The organism is Polaromonas sp. UC242_47 (genome assembly GCF_044452385.1).
Lineage (GTDB): Bacteria > Pseudomonadota > Gammaproteobacteria > Burkholderiales > Burkholderiaceae_C > Polaromonas.
The window spans coordinates 2789223-2813415 of record NZ_JBIOAO010000001.1; the positions used below are offsets into that span (position 1 = coordinate 2789223).

Below are 24193 nucleotides of genomic sequence, written 5' to 3' on the forward strand. Positions count from 1 at the left end.
TTTAGTGGAGCATCGCCTCGCTCCGAGTACCTGTGCTGCCCATCCCTTCAGGCCATCCGCTGAGTAGCCGGTCGGGCACGTAGCAGAGGGGGACATAAAGGGAGGTCGGGTACACCTCACGCCAGGCCCTCGCTTACCGAAGGAAGCCACTGCTGATCCTTGCGCACTTCCACCTGAATAATGCGGCCCGCAACGCCTTTCGGGGCATCCCGTGGGGTAGCCTTCAGAATAATCTTGGGTGTCCGTGCAGGCCCTGACAGCCCATCCGCAGGGCTATCCCCGAAGTCTTCGTGAGGAAGCTCCCGCAACTGCTTCACCGACTCGGCGCACGACCCTCTTGTCATTTCCGCCACGGCGTCCGGGTGCAGATGCCGTGACAGGTAGGCCCTCAGGATCAAGTCCACCGCAGCGGCGTTGGTAAGCAAAAAACCTGTCCTCCTATGGTGTGCCCGAATGAATGCCTTCAGGCCCCCGAAGGTGCTGTTGCGGAACGTGATGGTACGGTTGATGAGAATCTCACCGGGTGCCTCAGGGGCGGATGTCGTTTGGTTGTTGTCCATGGAAATATGGGCAGAGGTTCTTAGCCCCCGCCGTTAGTCATTACTGTTATTGAAATTGCCGCGTTAGCGGGGTGCGAGTGGCGCGGCGGCCTTGTTGTAAACACCGGGCGCGAGCCCCTGGATGCGGTTGTTGCGTGGGACCTTGGCGTCCGCCTGGGCTGCGGCCTGAATGGCAGCGCCTTTAGCGGCACCTTCGATCAAATCAATATGCGCCTGGGTCGAATACCACTGCTGGATTTCGCCTTTCTGCCAGGCCATGATTCCGCCCTGTGCATCCGTGAGAGGGATGCCAGTGACAAAAGCCCGGTAGATATGCGCTCGCTCGTCATACTCCAGCCGCACGGACTCCCCGGGGAACTTCAGGTCCTTCGCCCGAGCCTTGGGAACGGCATCGATGAACCGCTCAAGCCATTCGCCTTGCGTCCTGCTGGCATTGGGTGCAGCGGGTAGCTCAGAGCGCAGGTAGAGCGTTCCATTGACTTGGGTGGAGACCTCTGGCCTACGGATGTAGTCCACCGCGACCCTGAGGGCCTCCGTGGCGTCACCCACTTGACCGCTATGGGCCAGCAGCGTGGCATATCGCTTCACCAGACCATGCACCTGGGATGTGTTTGGCGTGGTGTTGCGCATTACCGTGTCGGCCCTGGTGGGCTCGACCCATGCCGCAGCGTCCTCCATGCCGGGGACTACCCCTAGCACACCACTTGTAAGAGCCCGAGCATATGTTGCGGGGTTGTTGTTCACCACGAAGTCGCTCATGCGGTCCCCCGTGTTCGCCAGCCAGTCCATCCACGGGGTGCCTGTCAGCTTGCCAATCTCCGAGGCCACCTGCTTGTCCAGCTTGTCGCCTGGGCTCCCCGCGATAGCCCCCGAGGCCACGTTAGAAGCAATGCTTGCGGCATCCGCTGGCGCCCTTCCAAGATGCGTGAGGAACGCAATATCAGAGAACCGCTTGTAAGCCGTGTCACCGGCGACCTGCTTGGCATAGTCCGGGTTTGTGCCGTCAAGCTGCTTGAATAACTCAATGGCCTTCGTCCCGGCCTCGTTCAGTTCACCTGTAGGTTTCCCTTTGGAGTCCAGGCCGATGCTGCTGAGGTTCAACAGACCCGCCTTCATCTGGTTTTCCCAATCAGGATTCGCTAGGCCATTCATAGCCCAGGCTGACACCTGTTGCTCGAAGGGCATCCCGGCTGTCCGCTTGGTCAGCGAATCCTCCGCGTACTTCTTGACGCTGAAGTCCTTCGTATCGCCTGAGGTGGTCAGCACTTGTGGGTTCTGGGTGCCCTGCACGGTCCAGAGGGTGCCATTGGTCATCGCTGCGTCCACACGCTTACGGGCCTCATGCTCAGACGCTAGGACCGCGCCTTGTATCTGAGCCTTCTCAAGGTCCCTGTGCTGGTGCGCCAGGCTTGCCATGTTGGCCCGCGTGATGGCGTGGATGGTGGCGGCACTGGTGTACTTCTTATTCACATCCGACTGAGCCCATGCCATGAACTTGTCCACGTTCAATGAGCCGGTGTCGGATGCCTGCATGAAGGGGAGGATTTCATCATCCACCCGCTGGCGCTGACCCTGGTCAAACTGAGACCCCGCCTGGGCCGTCAAGGTCGCCGCTTTGGTTTCCCCGAGGAAGCTCCGCACGGTGCCCACGTCCGGCAGTTCGGCATTCAGCAGGGAGGCCAGGAGGTCTGTCTTGCCGGACGATGCAGCGCGAGTGATGACCTCGGTGAGGGCACTTTTGGCGGCAGCATCCGGCATGACCTTGGTGCGCCGCAGGACATCGTAATGGGCCAGGAGGGCTGTGGAGGCTTCCTGCGGGGTGCCTTTGAATTCACCCCCGGTCACCTCAAGGAGCTTGTTGCCCAGGCTGTCGGTGGCTGCGTTGACGGCCTGCTCCACGATCACCTTGTCATTCGTCCGCGCCACGTTGTCCCGGAGCTTGGTGCGCAGGTTGGCATAGCCCTTGTCGAAGCCTGCACTTGCGTACTGACTTTGCCCCGCGAGGACGGTGTTACGGTTCTCCGTGAGGTACGTGTCGATTTCCTCGGGCTTACTGAATTTCATCTCCCCCGTGGACACCTTGGACATCACATCACGCTCGATGGCGGCTTGCGAGTTCTGGCCCCAGATGTGCTGCACCGTGGCAGCGAACACCGGGGACTCAGACGCAAGCATGTCGCCCGCTTTGATGCGTTTGCCCAACTCGTCCACGGTCATGGAGTTGGCGTACTTGTTGGCCCGTTCGCGGTCCTGGGTTTCATGCAGGGCGCGATTGTTCTCCACAAGCATCTCAGCGCCCGCGAAGGCTTGCCCCAGGCCGCGCCACTTGTCTTCCGCGAGATGTGGAGGGGCCGCTTGGGACACCATGGTGGATGCTAGGGGTTGCGCTTGGGTGCGCAGGCGTTCGTTACCGAACTGGTCACTGATTTGTAGGCGGGTCATTGGGTCTTCCTGGATTGCGTCGGGATGGCCCGGAGCATGGGTGTGATGTGGTCGGTCAGGTGCTTCCGGAACGCCTTCGCAACGGGGCTCTGGGCACCCGCGATGAGTTCGTAAAGGCCCGCCTCGTTGACTGCCAGGGTGTGGGGGTGCAGGCCGTAGGCGTTGTCTGTGCCCACCTGGACTTTCTCGCTGGCGTCTAGCTTCGCCGTAGCCTTTGGTATGGAGGGAATGCCCATCAAGGCGCAGGCATCCATGGCGATAAACCAGAAGTCCCCCGCCGCATCGCTGAAAGCCCGCAGAGGCCGGATCGGGTCAGTACTGAAGATGCACCGGATGCTGTTGAATGGTTGTGACATCACAGGCCCTCAGGTGTTGGAGAGGTGACCACAAGGTCCCCAAAGGCAAGCGCGGAACACAGTTCTTGAACCTGCATACCCTGCGAAGCAGCGGCAAGGCCGAGGCGTGCATGGGCGTGGAGGATACGGCCTAGGGTTTCGCTGTTCGTGACAGTACGGCCAGGCTCTGACTCGTTGGCTTGGAGTTGAAACAAGTGCTGACAGGCCTTGAGGTGAGCGAAAGCCACAGGCGAGAAGGTAACGGCGCGAATTACACGCGATTCATGGTTGGTCATTGAGACTTTGTAGTGATGAAGGTTGAAGGATTGGGAGCCGGTTAGCCCGAGGTGACCTGTAGGCTTTCCTTATGCAGGGGGTATTCGAATTCCGCCGCTGAAGTAGCGCAAAGGTGGCCGTCTTCTGGGGTTGCCAGAGTGCGGGTATGGACTTGAGTCCTGGGGCTCTCCTGATGGGGGCCTTAATCGCCGTCCCGATGGATACATTGAGGCTTCCTCCTCCTAATGCGGGGGTTGATCGTCGATAATTTTGGCTCGACAATCGCCAGACTGGCTTTATGCTGTGGTCATAGTTTGCTATTGAAGTAATAGCAAAAAGACGGCATTCCAAGGATCAGAGGCAGCTTGTGACACAAAAAGTCCGCTGCCCCGGAATCTCACGGGGACCTGTAGGTCTCCTAGTGCAGGGGGTAATGCACACAGCCGGGTCCTTCACGGCCAGAACGGCCACCGAGGGGGCCATGTAGCCGCCCGCCTCCCAAGGGTCTCAATTGAGTTGATACCCTCCTTCAGCCATTCCCGCAGCAGGACCGTAGAACCCGCCACGCCCGCCGTCTCCAACCCCATCGCCTGCATCTTGAGGTTGTTGATGGTCTCCCCTGCGATCAGGAGGGCGCGGGCCAGGAATGCCTGGGGGTCCTCTTTAGCCAGGACGGCCACCGAAGGGGTCATGTAGCCGCCCGTCCTGCGGATCGTAGGGAGGACTTCGGAGGTCACCCATTTCTTGAAGGCTTTTGCTTCCGGCTTGCGGGACTTCAGGATGAGTTAGTAGAGGCCTGATTCGGAAACTAGCGTTACCTGAGACCTAGTGCCGGTGAAGAGAGTAGGGAATGTCAACTCCCTTTTCTTGGTTGTAAAGAGTTCATCCGCCTCAAGGCCGGTGAGCCACGGCCACACGCTACCGTTCTGCACCGGCATTTGCAGCGCCCGACACACATCAACAGCAACGAACCACGGCGAACCGTCCCGGTCAATCACGCGCAGGTTTAAGCCGGACCCGCTGATGATGTGCTGCTTGCGGTAGCTATCCCCAGAAGGGGTAGCAAACAAGTCCAATGTGATTCGCGCACATCCTTAGCGACAAACCAAGAGGCACGTTCTCGGTGGTTCGATTTGAGTACGCCTTAACGCTACCGGCGAAAGCGTCTCAATATCTGGTTCGATAAATACGCTTGACCAATCCAAATCGAACTGACAATATACGAACCATCCAAAACGAACTGATGGGTTTACATGTTCCTTCGTGCTTATCTCCGCGCCTCTACCGAGGGCCAAGACGCCACGCGTGCTCTGGAAGACCTCCAGACTTTCGCCATGGAGCGCGGCATGAAGATCGCAGCCCGCTATATAGAGAACGAGTCAGGCGCTAGCCTCAAGCGGCCCGAGCTTTTCCGACTCCTCGATGACAGCCAACCGGGTGACGTGCTCCTAATCGAGCAAGTGGACCGGCTCTCTCGCCTCAATGCTGAAGACTGGCAGAGCCTGAAGGCCACGATTGCCGCCAAGCGGGTGCGTGTGGTGGCCCTGGACCTCCCGACCTCTTGGCAGTTGATCGACCAAGGTGATGAGATGACCCAGCGGCTCCTGGAGGCCCTCAACGGAATGATGCTGGACATGCTGGCGGCTATCGCCCGTAAGGACTACGACGACAGGCGCAGGCGCACCGCACAGGGGATCGCTAAGGCGAAGCTGAAGACAGGCAAGGACAAGGTCTATCGCGGCAGGCCCGAGAATGTGGAGCGCAATACAAACATCCTCGCGCTACTAGCACAGGGCGCAACGTGGTCTCAGGTGTGCAAGGCCACAAGCGCATCGCGGTCAACTTTAAGCAGGCTGGTGAAGCAGCAAGCGGCGACTCCTCCATTACTATGACCTAACGGTGCCCGGTGGTGGTGCTGCTGGGGCTTCCTCCTTATGCTCATTGAAGGCTTCGATCAAACAGCAGCCCTGAACGCTGCTACGTGCCCCCGCTGTCACGTTGTGGGGTTGGTGGAGGTAGCTCAAGAGACCTACACCGCTACGCCATCACGCGATAAGCACCAAGTGACGTACCTGGTAGACCCAAGCGTCCCCGCAAGGTGTCCCGCTTGCGCCCTCGTAATGGAATGGCATGTGTCCTTGTTGGAAAGTTCACCATGAAGCCGCTCCAGATCGTCGCAGTGATCTCTATTTACTGGCTCGTTGCCCAGTTCTTTCCCGTGCTTGGCAGGGGACTGTTCGGCTTCCTTGGGGGTGTCGTCACGGTGTACCTTCTCTACCTGCTGCTAAAGCACACACCAGAATCCCGCAAGGGTAACTGGGAGTCCCGCGATGGCGAGAGGCGTGATTGACAAAGTGGCTCACTCTTGGCCATCCAATTGAGGTGTACTTCAGGCGGATGCTGGCGCTTTGTCGCTACGATAGCCGGATGGTGCTCATTAGATTGCGCCGCAAGGATACCGAATGCTATGGAAAGAAATCGTACCTACTGAGGTAGCGAACCGCCAGACTGCCGCTCAAGCGCAAAGGCACCCCATATGAAAGATGAATGGAAATTGGAAAGTGTGCCGCTGAAAGCTCTTTCAGAACTGGTCGATCACGTAGCAAATCAGAAATCCGGTAAGCTTTATCTCTATCGCGGTCAAAACGTGGATGCACCTCTACTGCCCAAAGTAGCTAGGGAATATAGGACTTACGACTCGACAGAGGCTGAGAAACGCGTCCTATCTGAACTTCGGTTGCATGGGCATATGCTTTTGGACAAACAACTTGACGACTGGGCGCTCCTCTGTATCGCCCAGCACCATGGTGCGGCTACACGGTTGCTTGACTGGAGTACTAATCCTCTTGTCGGCTTGTGGATGGCACTGGCTGATCGCCCGGCGCCCAGCGTCAAGAGTGTTTTTGTATACGTGTTTGAGGTTGAGACGGACTGGATACTCTCAAACGAAGACAGTCCGAACCCGTTCGAGATTACGCGCACGCGGGTGTTGCGCCCCCCTCTGAACAACACTCGCGTAGCTGCACAGTCAGGTTGGTTTACAGCGCACAGATTTAGCAAGCCAGCCCAGCAACGCCATGCCTTCATCCCTCTTGAAAAACAGAGCGATTACAGCGAAAAGCTTATGCGCTTTGTTGTCCCCACCGCTCATCGGCATGCAATATTGAAGCAACTCGATAAGCTAGGGGTCAATGCTCAGACAATGTTTCCCGGACTGGAAGGACTCTGCAAGCACATGAGTTGGCGCTACGACTGCGAACTCGACGATGACGTGTGGTGACCATCACCGCACAGCACCCTTACGGTCTCGTAGGCGCACCGTGATGGGGGGGCTAGGGGGGGACTTCCACGCCAGTTTGATCGAGGGGGGTCTCGCATTTTTTCGACAAAATATTGATGAAAAGGGCAAACATGGCTTCACCGAACAACCTAGTGGGCAAAGCCGCCGTTTTGTACGAGAAAAACCTAGCAGCAAAGGCGTTGCTAAGCTTTGCACCTGGTGGTGCCGCGCTGCATGAATTGCTCCTGGAGCGCGGCAATCAAATCGTTGGAGAACGGACAGAGGCTTTTTTCGATGGACTCGGCGCGGGCACTATCGCACTTACTGAGGAACTAATTCAATCGAATGACTTCCTCCATTGCTACTTCAAAACCTTGAAGGCTGCGCAACAGACGCGCAAAAAAGAGAAGATTGAGTTATTGGCCAGTATGCTTCGCGGAGCAATTCAATCATCCGAAATTGACTTTGATCAATACGAAGAACTTTTAGATGTCCTGGACGAAATGAGCCTTCGGGAAATAATGGCCCTTCAGATGCTGCGAAGACATGAGGTGGCATCGCGAACTTCGATATGGGAGACGGAACATGCTCAGATCACCTCGTACTGGAAATCGTTTAGGTCCGATGCAATTACGTCGCTAGGCTTGGAGGAAAAAGAGTTTGACCCGTTCATAGCTCGGCTTGTGCGCACTGGGTTCTATAAAGAAAACACTGAGTCCTTTTATGATGACACTCCAAAGGTTGGTGTTACCACTAGACAATTTGAGAGGCTTGTTGGATTGATTGAGCAGCACCAATAAACCTCCACGACCTTAGCCGTTGTATGGCGACGCATGCGCTAGATCGTCAACGCTGCAGCTTGCGATGTACACATCGGCTTGAACAGCTACGCGGGAGAAATCGGAATACGCACTTGGCGTCTCCCTGGTTACGGCCTCAATTGTTGATCCACTTTGCGAACGCCCATAGCTAAGCGCCACTATTGGGAGTTATGGGCCGCAACCACAATGCAGCAGCATCCGAGGGAGCCATTGAGCGCAACTGTGCATCACGCCAAATGTCCATGGCGACCTCCTCAAGTTGCGCAGGCGCCACCGTCTGCCACCTCTCATGCAACCTCTCGGCACACGCGGCAATCCATTGGGATGGGGTCATGTCGTCCATGACAAAATGATACTGTACATCCATACAGTTGTCCAGTACGATTCCAACTCACAAGAAGACGAATCAAGAGGACATCGTACAGCCACCCCCTACTCGCCCTGCCCCGGCTCCCGTAAGACCTTCAACACCCCCTCCACAAGTCCAGAAGGTTCTGGCGTGGCCGTTCCGTGTGGCACCGGAAAGACGGCCAGCGGGGGACGTTATGACGAACGTCAGGCGAGTCATCGCAACTACCTCTCTCCATTGGAAAACGAAACACTAAGAGGCGTTTCCTGAGGGCCTTGCGGGCTGACCCCGCCTACTCCGTGAGAGGGCGGATTGGTTTAAAAAGGCCCGATTTCGTCATCGACCTCACAAGGTTGAACTGGCCCAGCGCCTCCGCTACGTCAATGTCTCCCAGCCGCGCAAAGTCGATGCGCTCCCAAGCTGAACGCGAAACATTGACCGAAAACAAGTAGTCATCTTGTACCTGACCCGTTGCAGGACTAACACGCTGGGAATACCCAGAAAGCAAGACCTCCTGGACGGTAGGAATCATTGCAAAGGCTTCACCCAAGAGGCGAAACCCTATTGAATGAATATGCTGCGCGTACAACTTTTGCAATTGCACGGGACCGAGTTCCTTGACGGAAAGCTTGTAGCCCCTTTGAGGCACTGTGGCCGTCTTCTGCGGCATGTCCTGTACCTCTGGAAGGTCCACATCAAACCGCAAGGTCCTGCCATCCTCACCTACCTCGTAGGAAATGAGGGTCTCTCTAGGCCAACTAATGTCCAGCAAGACCTCCCCGAGAAAAGTCTCTACGGCGTGCTGGTCACCCCTTTGAACCTTGAAAAACGATTGCCTGCGTTCGTCCTCTAAGCTTTCAAAATCCCCTCTAGCCTTGTTCCACGCACGTTCTCCCGCCTCATAAGCGTCCATCGCTTTGCGATACTCCGCCTCAACTCTCGCAACATTCGACTTGAAGAGTTTTGCAAAGAAACCCAACTGGCGAGGATTCGGCGGTTGCGGCTTTGGATCAGGAAATGATTGCGGTTGAAAATGCGGCGGTGTTCGTGGGTCTGGAGTAAACAAATGGAGCTTGCTGACAGCATCAACTTGGTCGTTAATCTTGTCGCACGCTTGCTGAATGAGAATACGAATTGCATCGCCCTTTTGTTTTTTTGCGGCGTCAATCAGTTCCTCTGAAACAGAGTTACCTGAAGCATCCTTGAACGTAATAACCCCGTCATCAGCCACCTCAACGGTGAGGCTAACCTTTTGCGGAGAAGCGATCTGAGGTCGCGCAACAGCGTTGGTAGAGCCTGCACTTAACGACTGCCGAAATGAAAACCCACTCCCGGGTACTCCAGCATTGAGGAAAGTTCCGCGTTTCCCGATCCCAATTGATGCGCCTCGGGGTCCAAGCGTCCAACTCGCGCCGCTCCCGCTAAGGTTCATCCGTATGCCAGGGGCAAGCTTGATAGATTTTCTAAACCGCATCTCAATTCCTTAGTAATCCTGCACCTCACGGTAGCAAAGGAGTCAGCGAAGCGCACGGGAATATTAACGTCTAGTTTTAGCGTTAACCCTCGACTATCCATCCGCCCCGGCAATCCCTTCCGCGTCCCCTCAGCGCATCCAAAGGCTTCCCGCATTGCCACTCCTAAATGGGTCCAAATGGGTCCCAAGCGATGCGATTAGGCGTAACGCAGTGCGAGTCATTGCTGAGACGGCGTTGTACTGGCGCACCCTTCACAACACTGACCGGGCCAACGGCGATAGGAGCCTCGTCTGACGTGGCAAGGACGGCGCTGAGCAGATGGCGGCCATCTTCCGTGAGGAGTAACGGCTTGGTGCGTTCATCCTTGCCATAGGCTGCGGCAACCAGTGGCGGCGTCGCGCCTCGCTGCCCCCTAAGCGCCTGGACATGGCGCGATGCAGATGCAATGTGCGTCTGTGATGCGTGGGCCACCTCTGTGACCCCGATGCCAGGTGTACGAGCCACACGCAAGAACGTAATGACCTGCTGTAATGGAATCGTGGAATTCCGTTCCTTGAAAAGTTCCAGAATTTGAATCAAGCGCCCGATTCGCTTCCGTTCCTTCGCATCCATAGTGACCTTACGTATCCGTTAAAAGGCCGCAGGCTACACGCTTTATCGAGCTTTGCAAGTCAGCGGATTTTTGGCGAATCGCCCCCTCGGAAGAGGTCTGCAAAAAGTGTCACAAGGCCATCAGACTGTTTTCAAGGGAGCCGAATATGGACGGCAGAAAATGATTTGAGCACCGAATCCCCACATCTCCAGAGAGCCCGAATCACGTCGCGTCGAGAACCACCAGAACGGCTGTCCTTCAGGGCGCTCCACGAACACCTCAAAGGATTTCCCTTTAACCAGGAAGCTGGTCAAAGAGGTGTAGTCGAGGGTGACGGCTGAGGTAGAGATGAGCATGAAAGGTCCGATAAATGACACTGCCGAATTGACAGTGAGGCGGATCATGCATCAGGTATAGAAATTAAAACAGCCTGGAACCGTGACTGTTCTAGAGGCGAGAGGAATACAGGCTGCACAGGATTCACTCACGACTACCCCACAAGACACGACTGCGGCTGGAGCGGGTGGCTTGCCCTCCTGGTGTTGGTAGCCCCGATCACCATACTGGTCTTGCTTGTTATCGGATTGGTGCCTAGTAAGGCCACTGAAAGCGTGCCCGCCGGGACTACTGTAGGGCTCCCGCCTGACCCCGTAGAGAGTGAGCATCAAAGGGCGCGGCTTGTTGCCTTGATGGCAGAGACACGCTAAAGGCGCTTTACTCGTCTTGAGGTGGCGTCCGGTAGAGATGCCGTACGTCTACCGAAATGGGGGGCAATAATTATGCTAAATTTAGCAACGGCTGTGCAACCAGGCTGTAGAACCCGCCCTCTTCTGCAGCCTCGTAAGTCATTGATTTAATTGATTTTTGATCTTGATTTGGCGGCGTCAAGGCTCGTCACCTTATACTAATAAAACCGAGTATTCATGCGGGTTTCAAGCCTAGAGCGGCTCTCCGCATCGGTTTTGTTGCACTTGAGTGTGTCACTTCATTAAATTTATGAAGGAAAAGACATGGCTCAGGTCGAAGGATTAAACCTGCGGGGCTCCCGCTGGTATGTCCGAATCGTCATCCCAAACGATCTCAAAGAAGCTTTTGGGTGCTTTCACAAGAACATTGCGCTGGGCACTAGCGAGCGCCCCCAGGCAGTTCTCAAGGCCACCCTAAAGCGAGAGCCGAGTGGATGGCCGCAATCGAGGCCAAGCGCCGCGAACTGCCCCCTACCGCTTCTGGTAGTCACCCCCGAAATGTCCGCAGAGTTGGCCTAGCGGGTCTATGCGGCAGTCCTCCGCGAAGACGATGGCTTTAGGTCTGCCCCCTCTTGGCCGAATTGGCAAACGCCAGAAAAGAGCTGAGGAAACACCGCACCGCACGCTCGAAGTCAGATCGTCACTTCTTGCGCTCTGAGGATATATTTCTTCACGGCACCTCAGCCAGTCATGTTGTCAAAGTGGACTTGGGGTAGTGAGCCGATTTGTCACCGACGGTGCGGCGGCGCGAGACGTACCAGCACCCGACCAGGCCCAAGCCGAGCAAAGCCAGCGTAGGGGTTTCCGGCAGGCTACGGGGCGTGTTGCTGAAAGGCAGATCCACGCTCAAGACAGCGGGGCCACCACAACATTCGGCATAGACCAACTCGAATGCGAAGTTTCCAGATGGCCCGGTATAGGTCGCAGGGGTTGTCACCGGAGCGGTCGGTCCTGGGTTAAACCCCAAGTTCACGCCACCAATGATCAGAGTCAAGCCGTCATCGTGAGCCACATTGAACGTCTGGCCATTCGTCACGGTCACAAAACCAGTGAAGCGCAGGATGGTGCCGACGACCCCATTGTCCATCAAGGAGGCCAAGGTGCCAGCGGTGTTCTCGATGATGTTGAAGGCGGAGCTGCTGCCGAGCCAGGTTCCGACGGTGACGCTGGTGCCGGAAAAGTTCAGCGGCGAGTTGACGTCGAAAGTGACATCGGGTGTGGTGCCAGGCACGTTGGCTGGTACGGCGCTAAACGTGGCTGCTTCCGGAACATGCCATAAGCTCCCGGTGATCACATTGGCCTGGGCTGTTGCGAGCGTGAACATGGTCAAAATGCTCGCGACAATCGCATTTAGTGATTTCATTTTCAGCTCCTCACAATGGCCGCCAAACCAAATGGCGATACCAATAGTGACTAAGCAATATTCATGCTGATCCTGAAAAATGCTTATAAATCAGCCTTCTTTTGGATATGACGAGGCAGTGCAGCATCTGGCTGTAAAGATTTTCGACGCAGGTGGCCTGCCCCTCCCAGCAGTACAAACCGACCTCATGAAGATAACCCCGCCACAAGCGAGTTTGGTCGTGTAGCGAGCTCATTGATGAGTATTTCAGTCGCGCTGTTCCGATGACCGCCTCTACGCCAAAACGGACCTGCACGAATGACGTGAAATCCACTGACTGAGCGTAACGCCATCATTCGGAGCACAGCGCATCGAATGAGTCCATCAACAAGAAAGTACCGTCTTTCTCCTGATACTTGTTGATCATTGGAACCAGCCTTTGAAAGTGTTCCGTTTGACAATGTGTATCCAGCGCCGCTCGATCAGGCCACTCCTCTATAAAAATGAAATGGCCTGGATTTTCTTGATCGATGAATAGGTCGTAAGAAATGCAAAGCGCTTCCTGCTTTGTCTTTTCAACCAGCTCTTTATAAAGCGGCACAACCTTGTCAACGCAATCGGCTTTTATGAAGTCTTGCGCAATTACTTTCAGCATCCGGTCATCCGTTCTTGTCGATTCACGGGCAATCCGTCATCTGTTGAAAAGCTGCGTAAGCTTAAGAGCTGACCTCTTCAATCGCCGTCGTCGTATTCAGCGCATGCTGCGCAATCTGAGCCGACGCCAGCGCCAGGGTGGCCAGCGGGTAGGTGCCGCTGATGATGCCGCGGTAGGCGATCTCGGCGCCCACGGGGTCCTGGCCCAGGCCTTCGGTCGCGGCAACGATGCAGGCTTCTATGCTGTCCAGGCCGACGTCGCCAAACAGCTCTTCGCCTTCGTAGGTGACACGGTATTCGTACTGGTCTTGTTCAATTGGATCAATGTGGAAACGCACGATCATGGCAATTCATCTCTTTCGGTACAGGCTGGCTTGAAGCGCCAGCCAATAAAAACAATCAAACGCTACCAAATCAGTAGCTGCTTGCACCCAACCTGATTGGGCTAGAGGCCAAAATGGCTTAAAGCGCCCTGCCCGGCCACACGGCCGCTGGCAAAACAGGCGCTCAGCAGGTAGCCGCCTGTGGGCGCTTCCCAGTCCAGCATTTCACCGGCGCAAAACACCGGCTGCGCCGCGTCCTTGAGCGTGCTGAGTTGCAGTTGTTTATCCATGGCTTCAAACATCACGCCGCCGGCCGTGCTGATGGCTTCATCTATGGGCCTGGCGGCGATCACGCGCACCGGCAAGGCCTTGAGGGCGTGGGCCAGTTGCACCGGGCTGTTCATGGCGTCCTTGCCCAGCAGCTCGTGCAACATGGCGGCCTTGATGCCGTCAATGCTCAAGCGGCTTTTCAGGTGGCTGGACAGCGAGCGCGAGCCGCGCGGATGGCGCACCTCGACCAGCACCTGTTCGGGTGTTTTGTCGGGCAGCAAGTCCAGGTGAAACGTGGCGCTGCCGTGTGCGGCGATTTCGTCGCGCAGCAGGCTGGACACCGCATACACCAGGCTGCCTTCGACGCCGGTGGCAGTGGCGACAAACTCGCCCTTGCGGTGAAAGCTGCGGCCTTGCGAATCGGTGAACTGGATGGCGACCGACTTGAAGGGCTGGCCGGCGAAGCGGCTGGAGAAATGTTCGGTCCAGCCGGCCTGCGGGGCCGGGCTTTGGCCGGTGATTTCTTTCAAAAACTCGCGCCGGGTTTCGCCACTCGCCGCTTCGCGCGGCAAGGCCGCCACGTCAAAACCGCAGTTGGACGGCCGCAGCGGCGCAATCGCCACACCGCGTTGTGCCAGCAACGGCACCCAGGCGCCGTCCGAACCCAGTCGTGCCCAGCTGCCGCCACCCAGTGCCAGCACCACGGCGTCGGCCTGCGTTTTCACCTCGCCCACAGGGCCGGCAAAGGTCAGCGCGCCGTCTTCGGCCCAGCCCAGCCAGCGGTGGCGCATGGAGAACTTCACGCCGGCCAGACGCAGGCGCTGCAGCCAGGCGCGCAGCAGCGGCGCGGCCTTCATGTCTTTGGGAAACACGCGGCCCGAGCTGCCGATAAAGGTTTCGACACCCAGGGCTTCGGCCCAGGCACGCAAGTCGCTGGGGCCAAAGGCGGCCAGCAGCGGCTGCAGCTCTGCACTGCGTTCGCCATAACGACTCAGAAAAGGTTCAGGCGCCTCGGAGTGGGTGAGGTTCAGACCACCCTTGCCGGCCAGCAAAAACTTGCGTCCCACCGAGGGCATGGCATCAAAAACCTCGACCTGCACAGCGGCGCCGGCGCCGGACAGCACCTCGGCGGCCATCAGGCCGGCGGGGCCGCCGCCTATCACGGCGATACGAAACGGGGAGACAGAAGAGGTGGCGTCGTTCAAGGGGGTTTCCGTCTGCACAAAATGGCAACTTGAGGTGAAAAAAGAGAATGGCAGCAGCAGAGGCTTTGGCGAGCAGGCCAGCTTGCTCTGTTTTTAATAGCTGCTTGCGCTCGTCAGTCCTTGGCTACAGCATTAAAAGGCTTAAGGATGGCAGCCGGCGCTCTGGGTGCGCTACCCCACGATTATCGCAGCTAGCTCCCACCTACATAGGCGGCGCGAATCCGTTGCGGCCCACCGTCATGCGCAAGGCGGTCGGCTTGCCGTCCTTGAGTTGCGCGCTGACCAGCACTTTGGCGCCTGGCACGACCAACGCCTGTTCATCGTCCTTGCCGGGCTTGAAGGTCACCACCGGCGCGTTCGGCGGCACGATGATGGTTTGTTCACCGCCCTTGTAACGCAAGAGCAGCTTCTTGCCGCCCGGCACGCTGGCCGGCGCCGCCGTCAGTTCGGCCACCGTGGCATTGGTCATGGTGCTTTGCGGCTGCAGGTCCCAGGGGTAATGGCCTTCGCCGCTGCCGCGCGCCGACTCGGGAAACACCAGCACCTCCAGCGCCAGTTGGGTGCCGTCGGCCTGCGGCATGGCCGCGGTCCCGATAAAACTGCCGGGTTGGATGTCGGCCAGTGTCAGCGGCAAGACTTCAGACACCGCCATGTCGGCCGGCCGGACCAGGGTGATGACTTCGCCGCTGCGCTCCCTGACGGTGATGCTGCCGGGCTCGACTTTTTCGATGGTGCCGCGCAAACGAACCGGCGCCTGCGGCGGCGCCGTCTGGGCCATGGTCAGGGTGGCGGCCGCCAGCAAGGCGACCGCGAACAAGGCGCGTTTGAACATGGGGCGTCCTTTCGGGTTGGAAAGATGGGCTGCCTGGCGGGGCCGGCCCTTGGTCCAGTCTATGCCCAAGTCGACAAGCGTGCAGCCTGCCCTCAGGGCACTTCCAGCACCGCGCCCTGTGGCGTCAAAAACGCCGCTTTCACGGTTTGCCCGGCGTACAGCGCCTGCACCGCCGCGCGGTAAGTTTGCATCTTGCCCACCAGTTCCGGCAGCTCTTGCGGCGCGGCGTTCGACTTGTAATCCAGCACCCACCAGTGGCCTTCGTGGCCGGCGTCCTTGCGCTGCACCAGCCGGTCCAGCCGCCAGGTCTCGCCTTCATAAAACAGCTCGACCTCGTTGCCCTGCCAGGCGATGACCTCCCCATCCCAGGCCCAGGCGCCCGCGCCGCTCAGAATGCGTTGCGCCCGCTCCGCCGCAGTCTGGCCCTGGGCCGGGCTCAGGCGAAACTCGCGCATCACCGCACGCACCCGCGCCTCCGAACTGCCGCCCCACTCCAGCAGCCGGTGCATGGCTTTGCCCAGGCGGGCGCTCAGCGTGTCGTCGTCCGCTTTGGTGTCCGTCGCGGCTTGCACTGGCAGCACCGGGGCGACAGGTAATTCCGGCAAATGATCCAGCGCCTGGGCCAAGTCGCCCGCCAGTTCCTGCGGCGGCGGTGCCGGCACCTCGTCCACCAAGCCGACCAGGCGCTGCCACCAGCTGTGGGTGGTTTCACGGTGCGGTGTGATGGACGACATCATCAAGGTGCACCTGGCGCGGGTCAACGCCACATACAAGGCGTTGAGTTCTTCGCGCCGGCGTGCGGTCTGCTCGGCGGCCAGGGCTTCCAGTGCGCAGGCCGGCGGCCGGCTTTCGCTGACCAGAAACACAAACTTGTGCGGCGCCACGGCTTCGCCGGGCCAATCCACCAGCACGCCCATGCTGTCGGCGTTGCGCTCCAGCGTGTCGGTGTCCAGCAGCAAGACGGCTTCGGCCTCCAGGCCCTTGGCGCCGTGAATGGTCAGCAGGCGCACGGCCTCGCTGCTGACCGTGGCGGGCGCCTGCAGGCCGCCGGCCTTGAGGGCGCGCACAAAAGCATAAGGCGTGGCGTAACGCCCGCCGTCAAGCTGCAGCGCCACCGCCAGCAGCGCACGCAAATTGGCCAGCACACTGGCGCGCTGTGCGGCCGGCGCGGCAGCGGCAAAACGCGCGAGCACGTCGCCGTGGTGGTAAATGGCCTGCAAGGCGTCGTGCGGCGGCAGGCGGTCCAGCCAGCCTTTGTACCTCATCAAAACGGGCGCCAGCCCTTGTAGCGCGGGCGCAAGTTGCTCTGATTTTTGCAGCGTGCCGAACCAGGAGCCACCCAGTACGCTGCGCTGCAGCGCGATCTGCACCAGCGCGTCGTCGTCCAGGCCGAACAACGGCGAACGCAAGGCGCGCGCCAGCGACAAGTCATGTTGCGGCGAGACCAGCACATCCAGCAGCGCGACGATGTCCAGCACCTCGCAGCAATCAATCAGCGCGGTTTTTTCGCCGACCAGCGCCGGGATGTGCAAGGCGCGCAACTCCTCCTGCAGCGGCAGCAAACCGGCGCGTTTGCGCGACAAGACCATGATGTCGGACGGTTGCAGGCCGCCGGCCACCTGGGCCGAGATCCAGGCGGCGGCCTGGCGCGCTTCCAGGGTGCGCAAGGTTTCTTCAGGAGTTTCGCGCGGTGTGCTCAGGCTGTCGCGCCAGGCCTGGCCCGCCTCTTCGGCCTCGACCTCTTTGGCGCGCGGAATCGGCGGCAGGCGGCCGGCCGATCCGGGTTCCGGCGACTCGGTGGTGTGGTCCCTGAAGCCATCGTACCCGTCGTTGTCACGGGCAGCGCCCATGACCTCGTTGACGGTGGCAATCACCCGCTGCGCGTTGCGCCGCGTGTGGTCGCAACTGAGCAGCTCGCCGTTCAGGCCGTCGGGGTCGGCCACAAAAGCCTGCGCAGCCTTGAACACCTGCGGCTCGGCGCGCCGGAAGCGGTAAATACTCTGCTTGGGGTCACCTACGATAAACACGCTGGGCCGGCTGCCGGCGCCGCCATACGCGCTGAGCCAGGACCACAGCGCCTGCCACTGCAAGGGGTTGGTGTCCTGGAACTCATCGATCAGCAAATGCCGGATCCGTGCGTCCAGCCGCTCCTGCACCCAGCCCGACAAGACCTCGTCGCCCAGCAGCGCCAGCGCGGCACGTTCGATGTCGTTCATGTCGACCCAGCCGCGTTCGTGTTTGAGCGCGGTGAACTCGGCGATCAAGAGGCGTGTCAGCCGCGCCAGACGTTGCTGGTAGAGCCAGGCGTCGTGCTGCTGGCGCGCGGCCAACACACGCAAGACCAGGTCTTGCGCGATACGCACCTGCTCGATGCCGACAACCTTGTCGCCGAATTTGCGCGGCGTGCCTTTGTCGGTCAGCAGCGCGGCAAATACGCCCTGCAGGTTGCCGGCCGTCAGCGCCTGCTCCAGCTCCACACCTTTGGCAGAAAACGTTGGCGCGCTGGCGCGGCCCAGGGCCACGGCGGCGTCGCGCAGGGTTTGCCGGTGGAAGCGGTTGGTGGTCAGCAATTCTTCAGGCTCATCCAGCCCGCCGAACTCGGTGAACTGCAGCGTGAAATGCTGAACCGAGGCATCGACCACGCCGGCGGCATCGGCCAGGGCGAACTCGGTGCGTTTGTCCAGCGCGGCCTGCAAGGCCTTGTCGGCCTGGAAACGTCCATAGGTCAACACCACGGCTTCGAAGTCGGCCTTCAGCTCCGGCTGCGCCACCAGCGCGGCATAAAAGCGCCGCCAGACCAGGGCCTTGGCCGGCGCATCGTCTTCCAGCAACTCGTAATTCAGCGGCAGCCCTTGCTGCTGCAAGAGTGCAATCGGCGCGCTGCGCAACAAGGCAGCAAACCAGCTGTGAAAGGTACGGATCTGCACCGCGCGGCCGGTCGTGAGAATGCCCTGGTATAAATTTGATAGCTGTTCGCGCCCGTCCGCCGGGGGCTGCGGGCCTTTTTCATACGAAAAACCGCGCATCGCGAGTTCTCGCGCCAGCGTGGCGTCGTCGGCATGGGCAAACTGCTCCAGCCAGTCGTAGAGCCGCTCACGCATCTCGCCGGCCGCACGTTTGGTGAAGGTGATCGCCAGAATTTCATGTGGCTGCGCGCCGTCCAGCAACGCACGCACGATGCGCGACACCAGCATCCAGGTTTTGCCGGCGCCAGCGCAAGCCTCCACCGCCACACTGCGGCGCGGGTCGCAGGCGATGGCATAAAAGGCCGGGGCGGAAACGGTTTTGCCGTTGTGTTCGTAAGCAGCAGTCATCGCCCAAACCCTCGAGCGAACGCAAATATCCCCAACCAGCAGGGGCCGCGGAACCGGCTTAGCCGGGCCGCAGGCGCAGCAGCCCCCTCGGGGGGCAGAGAGTTACACGAAGTGAACGAACGTGGGGGCATCAGTTATTCCAGAAGTCTTTGCGGCACAGGCCGCGTGCTGCACAGTAGTCGCAGGCCTTGCCTTCACCCAGCGCCGGCAGCGGCGTGCCATCGGCGATACGCGCCATGTCGCTCAGAATGCTTTCCAGCAACTCGTCGCGCAGCGCCACGATGTCGGGTTGTTCGTAGGTGCGTGTGGCTTCTTTTTCGCCGAGGTTCACGTAAGCCGCAGCCAAGGTGTCGTCGTTCAGCAGCCCGGCGTAAAAAGCCAGCTGGGTGTCTTCCTGCGGCTGTTTCAGACGTTCTGCGGTGGTGGCGCGGTTTTCGGTTTTGTAGTCGATCACCATTCGGCTGCCATCGGCGAGGCGGTCTATGCGGTCCAGGTTGCCGATCAGGGTCAGGTCACCCAGCGGCACCTCGCAGGACACCTCGGCCGCCTCAAACACCGCGCCCTCGGCCTCGTGCCCGGTCAGCCAGTCCAGATAGCCTTCGCGCACCCGCGGCCAGCTCGCGGCAAAGGGTAAAAACTCGCTGTCGCTCAGACCCAGCGCCTTGGCGGCTTCATCCGCCGCTCTATTAATCATAGCTACCCGCGCTTGTAGATCGGGGGTGGGTTCGGCTTTTAGTGCCTCATGGAAGATCTTGAGCAAGCTGTGCAGCCAGTTGCCGAAATCACGCTTGCCGAGTTCAGTGTCCAGCTCGTCGGCCTCTTGCACCTTCAATTGGCGCAGGGCAAAAAAGCGATACGGGCAACGCCGCAAGTCTTCGTACGCGCTGGCCGACAGGCGCTGGACCGGCAGCGCCGCGCCGGTTGGCATGGGGCGCGGCGTGGGACGGATGTCCAGTGGCCGCAACACACGCGGATCGGGCGCCAGCGCGGGGGCGTGTTGCAACACAATTTCCTGCACAAAACCGCTGGGCATCAAACGTTCGCCGTTTTGGCTTTCGCGCCAGAGCACGTCCAGATGCGGAAACCGCAAAGCGTGTTGCCAGGCCGCGCGTTGGGCGGCGGTTTCGGCCTCGCGCGAAGGCAGGCTTAACAACTCGCGCTGGGCCGGGGTCCACTGGCCGACAGGTTCGGGCGAGACCGGCAGGTGTACCTCGTCGCAGCCGGGCAGCACCACGGCTTGCAGGCTGCGACCCAGCAACTGGCTCAGCGGCAGAATCACGACCTGCGCCTGGCCTGGGTGCACCGGCATGTATTTGGCCGCTTCCAGCGCCTGGTTGACCCAGGTGCTGAACTCGGCCAGGCTCATGCGCCCTTCGGCGTCGTCAAACTCGGTTTCAGCGCCTTCGTGCAGGCGCAAGGCATCCATCACGGCTTGGCCGGCCACGTCCAGCACCAGGACCTCCCACTGCCCGGCCTGTTGTAGGGCCGCGCGCAAATCACGCAACCAGACCGCCAACGGCCTTGCGCGCTGCAAGGGCTCGCGCAATTCTTGCCAACGGAGCATGAGGGCGCTGCTGGCCAGCAGCGAGGCGTAGATGCCGCGCCATTCACGCACACCGGCGCGGCGCAGTTCTTTCTCGGCGGCCATGACGGTGCTCGCCTCGAAGGCCGGGGCGTTTTTCAGCCAGTCCAGCACGGCATCGGTGCTGGCGTTCCAAGTCAAGGCGCGCAGCAAACCCATCAAGGTGGCGGCTGCGCGGGTGGTGGAGAGTTTCCAGCCGGTTTCGTCACGCAGGGCAATGCCGCGCTCCGCCAGCATGGCACGCACGCGGCGGGTTTGTTCACGGTCTTGCGCAATCAGCGCGACCGGGCTGCGGCCCTGTGCCAAATGCGCCATCACGCAGGCGGCGGCGCGTTGCGCCTCGGCTTCAAAGTCGGGTGCGGCATGTAAGGCCGGCACATGCGGCGCGCCGGGCAGGTTCAGGGGAATGGCCACGGCGCGCTCGCCGAAATGGGTTTTCAGCGCCTCGGTCACCGGCTCGGCCTGAAAACCTTCCAGCACCACCAGCAAGTCCACCGGCCCACTCGCCTGTTCCGAAAACAGCACATCCGAGGGATAGCTGGAGTGGGTCACCCAGGTCAGCGCGATCTGGCCCAGCGCGGCTTCGAGTTGCAGCAGCGACGAGTCCATGCCGGTGCCCAGCGAGGCACTCATCTGCGCACCCCAGGCCAGGCGCTGTTCGGGCGGCACGGCCGCGGCCAGCTTGGCCAGCGATGCGGCCGCTTCGACCAGCCGGGCCGCGAAGGCCTCCTTGTGCGCGCCCAGGCCGGCCCGCGTCAACAGCGAGGCGGCGGTCAACACGTCGCGCGCCACGTCCCCGCGCCAGTCGCCGTCGGACGGCTCGAAGCCGCCCAGGCTGGTGGCCCAGTTCATGGTCGACTCGAAACGCGGCACAAAGTGGGTGCCGCCGGCCGCACTGGCCCAGGCGCTTTTGGCCTCGTGAATCAGTTGTACATAAGGCAGCAGCACCACGGCGCGCGCCGGATGGACACCACGTTCCTGCAGCAAGGCGGCCAGTTGTGCCATCACTTGTTGCCAGTTGGGCTCGCTGGGGCCTGGCACTGCGGCCATGGGTTTGACTATCACGCTCATAGGGAGGATTTGGGGTTTGGGGAACGGCGGGGGGACTTGGTTTCTGCCACAATGCCTGCAACTTTAGCTTCTATTACCTAGAAATTTCCTGAACCCTTCCCCAAAGGACATGCCATGGCCAGCGACCTGATCAAACATACCACCGATGCCACCTTTGAAGCCGATGTGCTGCAAGCTTCCAAACCTGTGCTGGTGGACTACTGGGCCGAATGGTGCGGCCCTTGCAAAATGATTGCCCCCATTCTTGACGAAGTTGCCACAGGTTATGAAGGCAAACTGCAAATCGCCAAGATGAATGTCGATGAAAACCGCGACATCCCCGCCAAGTTCGGCATTCGCGGCATCCCGACCCTGATGTTGTTCAAGGATGGCCAGCTGGCCGCCACCAAGGTCGGCGCCATGAGCAAGGCCCAGTTGACCGCCTTCATCGACCAGCAACTGGCCTGAGCCATGTCCGGCGTCGCGAAAGAAGCTGTCCCCACGCAGCTTCTTTCGCGCGCCCTCCCATCCGGGGCAAATCGGCCGCGCCTGTGACCAGGCCTCCAACGCCCTGATGAAGCCTCTCATTTTCCTGTCATAATGCCCTTGTTCGCTGACTGGCTGCTGCCGGTTGGTTCGAGTTCCCGGTTTGTGAAGCCCTTCTAGCTTTCCTTTCAAACCTCCCCCGTTTTTTAAATGACTCCGCGAGGAGTTCACTTCACGCAAGGTTTCCCCATGCATTTAAACGAACTCAAGGCGCTGCACGTGTCTGAAGTCCTCAAGCAGGCCGAAGCCCTTGAGATCGAAAATCCTGGCCGCATGCGCAAACAGGAATTGATGTTTGCCATCATCAAGAAACGTTCCAAAACCGGGGAAACCATCGTTGCTGACGGCGTGCTCGAAGTGCTGCCCGACGGCTTCGGCTTTTTGCGTGCGCCGGACTCCAGCTACACGGCCAGCACGGACGACATCTACATCAGCCCGAGCCAGATCCGCCGCTTCAACCTGCACACCGGCGACATGATCGAAGGCGAAGTGCGCACCCCGAAAGACGGCGAGCGCTACTTTGCACTGAACAAGCTGGACAAGGTCAACGACGGCGCGCCTGAAGCCAACAAGCACAAGGTGATGTTCGAGAACTTGACGCCGCTGTTCCCGCGCGAGCAGTTCAAGTTAGAGCGCGACATCAAGGGTGAAGAAAACCTGACCAGCCGAATCATTGACATCATCGCCCCCATCGGCAAAGGCCAACGTGCCCTGCTGGTGGCGCCGCCCAAGTCCGGCAAGACCGTGATGATGCAACACATCGCCCACGCCATCACCGCCAACTACCCCGAAGTGGTCATGATGGTGCTGCTGGTCGATGAGCGTCCTGAAGAAGTGACCGAAATGCAGCGCAGCGTGCGCGGTGAAGTGATTTCGTCCACTTTTGACGAGCCCGCCGCCCGCCACGTGCATGTTGCAGAAATGGTGATCGAACGCGCCAAACGTCTGGTCGAACTCGGCAAAGACGTGGTCATTTTGCTGGACTCCATCACCCGCCTGGCCCGCGCCTACAACAATGTGCTGCCTTCATCCGGCAAAGTGTTGACCGGCGGTGTCGATGCCAACGCCCTGCAGCGCCCCAAACGTTTCTTCGGCGCCGCGCGCAAGATTGAAGAAGGCGGCAGCCTGACCATCATAGGCACCGCGCTGGTTGATACCGGCAGCCGCATGGACGAGGTGATTTTTGAAGAATTCAAAGGCACCGGCAACTGCGAAATCCACCTGGACCGCCGCTTGTACGAAAAACGCGTGTTCCCGGCGATTCATTTGAACCGCAGCGGCACCCGCAAGGAAGAGCTGCTGCTGGCCCCGGAAATCCTGCAAAAATCGCGGATTTTGCGCCAATTCATGTACAACATGGACGAAATCGAGTCCATGGAGCTGATGCTGAAAAACATGAAAGCCACCAAGAACAACCACGAGTTCTTCGACATGATGCGTCGCGGCGGCTAGATAGAGCCCCCACGTTCGCTCACTGCGTGTAGCTCTCTGCCCCCCGAGGGGGCGCTGCGCCTGCGGCCCGGCTAAGCCGGTTCCGCGGCCCCTGCTGGCGAAATCTCACTATTTCGTGTCATAATAGTGGGCTTCATGGAAAGTGCCCGGAACTGGTTTGGGTGGCTGCCATAACGAACAAGGAAAAGATCATGAAAGACGGCATTCACCCCAACTACCGCGAAGTTTGTTTCCTGGATATGTCCAACAACTTCAAGTTTGTGACACGCTCCTGCGCCAACACCAAAGAAATGGTGAAAATGGAAGACGGTCGCGAGTTGCCCCTGTACAAGCTCGATACGTCCAGCGAATCGCACCCCTTCTACACCGGCACACAAAAATCCGTGGACAACATGGGTGGTCGCGTTGAGAAGTTCCGCAACCGTTTTGGCAAAACTACCGCCAAGACCGCTGCTGCCGAAACGCCTGCCGCCGAATAAGCTGCGACCTTCGTCCAGCTCACAGAAAAAGCAGCCTGAATGTCAGGCTGCTTTTTTTTGCCCGAAAATCGGGCATTCCTTGTTTGACCCCGAGCAACTCAAGCTTGAAACCCCAGTTAACCGCTTATTAGCCGCTGGCAAGACCTCATGAACGCACGCTTATTCGGTCACGCACGAATTTACCTTTTGGGTAACAGCGCTACGCACCCGATTGCGCCGCCCTGGCGCGCACTGGCGGCGTTGCTCCTCCTTGCGGGCATCAGCCCGC

General features: G+C 59.5%; 21 protein-coding genes. 8 read left to right on the top strand and 13 right to left on the bottom strand.

The features are described from left to right. Positions 1-116: 116 nt before the first annotated feature. From ACHMXK_RS13580 to ACHMXK_RS13595, 4 genes are all read right to left on the bottom strand, one after another. Entirely contained in the window at positions 117-560 is a 444-nt protein-coding gene (locus tag ACHMXK_RS13580) for a hypothetical protein (RefSeq protein WP_397441091.1), read from the bottom strand. A 63-nt stretch (positions 561-623) separates the two neighbouring features. After that, entirely contained in the window at positions 624-3002 is a 2379-nt protein-coding gene (locus tag ACHMXK_RS13585) for a hypothetical protein (protein ID WP_397441092.1), read from the bottom strand. Then, positions 2999-3358, bottom strand: a complete 360-nt coding sequence (locus tag ACHMXK_RS13590) for a Bro-N domain-containing protein (RefSeq protein WP_397441093.1) — start codon at positions 3356-3358, stop codon at positions 2999-3001. Before ACHMXK_RS13590 ends, ACHMXK_RS13585 begins: the two co-directional genes overlap by 4 nt. A 707-nt stretch (positions 3359-4065) precedes the next feature. Next, positions 4066-4350 carry a hypothetical protein gene (locus ACHMXK_RS13595; protein WP_397441094.1) on the bottom strand — a complete coding sequence of 95 codons (285 nt, stop codon included), beginning with the start codon at positions 4348-4350 and terminating at the stop codon, positions 4066-4068. A 516-nt stretch (positions 4351-4866) separates the two neighbouring features. Between ACHMXK_RS13595 and ACHMXK_RS13600 the strand changes: the two genes are divergently transcribed. From ACHMXK_RS13600 to ACHMXK_RS13615, 4 genes are all read left to right on the top strand, one after another. Beyond that, complete coding sequence (locus ACHMXK_RS13600) at positions 4867-5505, top strand: recombinase family protein (RefSeq protein ID WP_397441095.1); 639 nt, start codon at positions 4867-4869, stop codon at positions 5503-5505. Positions 5506-5768: 263 nt separating this feature from the next. Next, positions 5769-5963, top strand: coding sequence for a hypothetical protein (locus ACHMXK_RS13605; protein WP_397441096.1), 195 nt, complete (start codon positions 5769-5771; stop codon positions 5961-5963). A gap of 186 nt (positions 5964-6149) precedes the next feature. Further along, positions 6150-6893: an FRG domain-containing protein gene (locus ACHMXK_RS13610; RefSeq protein ID WP_397441097.1), complete on the top strand. Its 744-nt coding sequence runs from the start codon at positions 6150-6152 to the stop codon at positions 6891-6893. Between the two features lie 131 nt (positions 6894-7024). After that, positions 7025-7693: a hypothetical protein gene (locus tag ACHMXK_RS13615; protein WP_397441098.1), complete on the top strand. Its 669-nt coding sequence runs from the start codon at positions 7025-7027 to the stop codon at positions 7691-7693. A 662-nt stretch (positions 7694-8355) separates the two neighbouring features. Here ACHMXK_RS13615 and ACHMXK_RS13620 read toward each other — a convergent pair. Then, complete coding sequence (locus ACHMXK_RS13620) at positions 8356-9537, bottom strand: DUF4236 domain-containing protein (protein ID WP_397441099.1); 1182 nt, start codon at positions 9535-9537, stop codon at positions 8356-8358. Between the two features lie 733 nt (positions 9538-10270). Then, a complete protein-coding gene (locus tag ACHMXK_RS13625; protein ID WP_397441100.1) occupies positions 10271-10486 on the bottom strand; it encodes a hypothetical protein in 216 nt (71 codons plus the stop codon). Positions 10487-11140: 654 nt separating this feature from the next. On the opposite strand from ACHMXK_RS13625, the gene ACHMXK_RS13630 reads away from it, so the two are divergent. Further along, positions 11141-11395 carry a DUF6538 domain-containing protein gene (locus tag ACHMXK_RS13630; RefSeq protein WP_397441101.1) on the top strand — a complete coding sequence of 85 codons (255 nt, stop codon included), beginning with the start codon at positions 11141-11143 and terminating at the stop codon, positions 11393-11395. A 169-nt stretch (positions 11396-11564) separates the two neighbouring features. Here ACHMXK_RS13630 and ACHMXK_RS13635 read toward each other — a convergent pair whose 3' ends face one another. The 7 genes from ACHMXK_RS13635 to ACHMXK_RS13665 all read right to left on the bottom strand — a co-directional run bounded on the left by ACHMXK_RS13635 (position 11565) and on the right by ACHMXK_RS13665 (position 21469). Then, complete coding sequence (locus ACHMXK_RS13635) at positions 11565-12239, bottom strand: hypothetical protein (RefSeq protein ID WP_397441102.1); 675 nt, start codon at positions 12237-12239, stop codon at positions 11565-11567. Between the two features lie 331 nt (positions 12240-12570). Further along, the gene (locus ACHMXK_RS13640; RefSeq protein WP_397441103.1) at positions 12571-12873 is read right to left on the bottom strand and encodes a putative quinol monooxygenase; all 303 of its coding nucleotides are present in this window, start codon (positions 12871-12873) and stop codon (positions 12571-12573) included. Between the two features lie 61 nt (positions 12874-12934). Further along, positions 12935-13216 carry a hypothetical protein gene (locus ACHMXK_RS13645; protein WP_397441104.1) on the bottom strand — a complete coding sequence of 94 codons (282 nt, stop codon included), beginning with the start codon at positions 13214-13216 and terminating at the stop codon, positions 12935-12937. A 101-nt stretch (positions 13217-13317) separates the two neighbouring features. Beyond that, a complete protein-coding gene (locus tag ACHMXK_RS13650; protein WP_397441105.1) occupies positions 13318-14670 on the bottom strand; it encodes a TIGR03862 family flavoprotein in 1353 nt (450 codons plus the stop codon). 202 nt (positions 14671-14872) lie between these two features. After that, entirely contained in the window at positions 14873-15502 is a 630-nt protein-coding gene (locus ACHMXK_RS13655; protein WP_397441106.1) for a hypothetical protein, read from the bottom strand. Between the two features lie 92 nt (positions 15503-15594). Then, positions 15595-18816 carry a UvrD-helicase domain-containing protein gene (locus tag ACHMXK_RS13660; RefSeq protein ID WP_397441107.1) on the bottom strand — a complete coding sequence of 1074 codons (3222 nt, stop codon included), beginning with the start codon at positions 18814-18816 and terminating at the stop codon, positions 15595-15597. Positions 18817-18946: 130 nt separating this feature from the next. Further along, on the bottom strand, positions 18947-21469 hold the full coding sequence (locus ACHMXK_RS13665) for a PD-(D/E)XK nuclease family protein (protein ID WP_397441108.1): 2523 nt from the start codon (positions 21467-21469) through the stop codon (positions 18947-18949). A gap of 114 nt (positions 21470-21583) precedes the next feature. Here ACHMXK_RS13665 and trxA point away from each other — a divergent pair, with 114 nt between their 5' ends. From trxA to ACHMXK_RS13680, 3 genes are all read left to right on the top strand, one after another. Then, positions 21584-21916: a thioredoxin TrxA gene (gene trxA / locus ACHMXK_RS13670; protein ID WP_318409573.1), complete on the top strand. Its 333-nt coding sequence runs from the start codon at positions 21584-21586 to the stop codon at positions 21914-21916. A gap of 267 nt (positions 21917-22183) precedes the next feature. Continuing rightward, positions 22184-23446 (top strand): transcription termination factor Rho, encoded by a 1263-nt coding sequence (gene rho / locus ACHMXK_RS13675; RefSeq protein ID WP_397441109.1) that lies wholly within the window; start codon positions 22184-22186, stop codon positions 23444-23446. 191 nt (positions 23447-23637) lie between these two features. Continuing rightward, positions 23638-23925, top strand: a complete 288-nt coding sequence (locus ACHMXK_RS13680; protein WP_397441110.1) for a type B 50S ribosomal protein L31 — start codon at positions 23638-23640, stop codon at positions 23923-23925. The last annotated feature ends 268 nt before the right edge of the window (positions 23926-24193 follow it).